This is a genomic window from Mesorhizobium sp. LNHC229A00 (genome assembly GCF_000502415.1).
Classification (GTDB): Bacteria; Pseudomonadota; Alphaproteobacteria; order Rhizobiales; family Rhizobiaceae; genus Mesorhizobium.
On the sequence record NZ_AYWQ01000188.1, the window covers coordinates 1 to 425 of the forward strand.

Below are 425 nucleotides of genomic sequence, written 5' to 3' on the forward strand. Positions count from 1 at the left end.
GTGCCGACACCATGGTCGGCGGCACAGGCAATGACATCTACGTCGTCGACAACACCGGAGACATCGTGGACGAGACCGGCGGTGACGGCACTGATCTGGTTCGCTCGTCGATTGCTTTCAACCTTTCCGATGCTGTGCACGTCATTGGGAGTGTCGAGAACCTGACGCTGACGGGGACGGGCAACCTGGCCGGCACCGGCAATGCGCTCGCCAACGTGATCACCGGCAACACCGGCAACAACACCTTGGCGGGACTCGGCGGCGCCGACGCGCTCATCGGTGATGCCGGTACCGACACGGCCAGCTATGCGGCCTCGGCGGCTGGCGTGAATGTCAGCCTGACGACCGGTGTGGCGCACGGCGGCGATGCCGAAGGCGACACCTTCTCCAGCATCGAGGGGCTTCTGGGCTCTGCACAAAACGAC

Annotated in this window: 1 pseudogene; it reads left to right on the forward strand. The window is 64.5% G+C overall.

The window, feature by feature from the left end:
* Positions 1-11: 11 nt before the first annotated feature.
* Positions 12-425 (forward strand): annotated as a pseudogene (locus tag X742_RS0139790) (hypothetical protein); the annotation flags it as partial.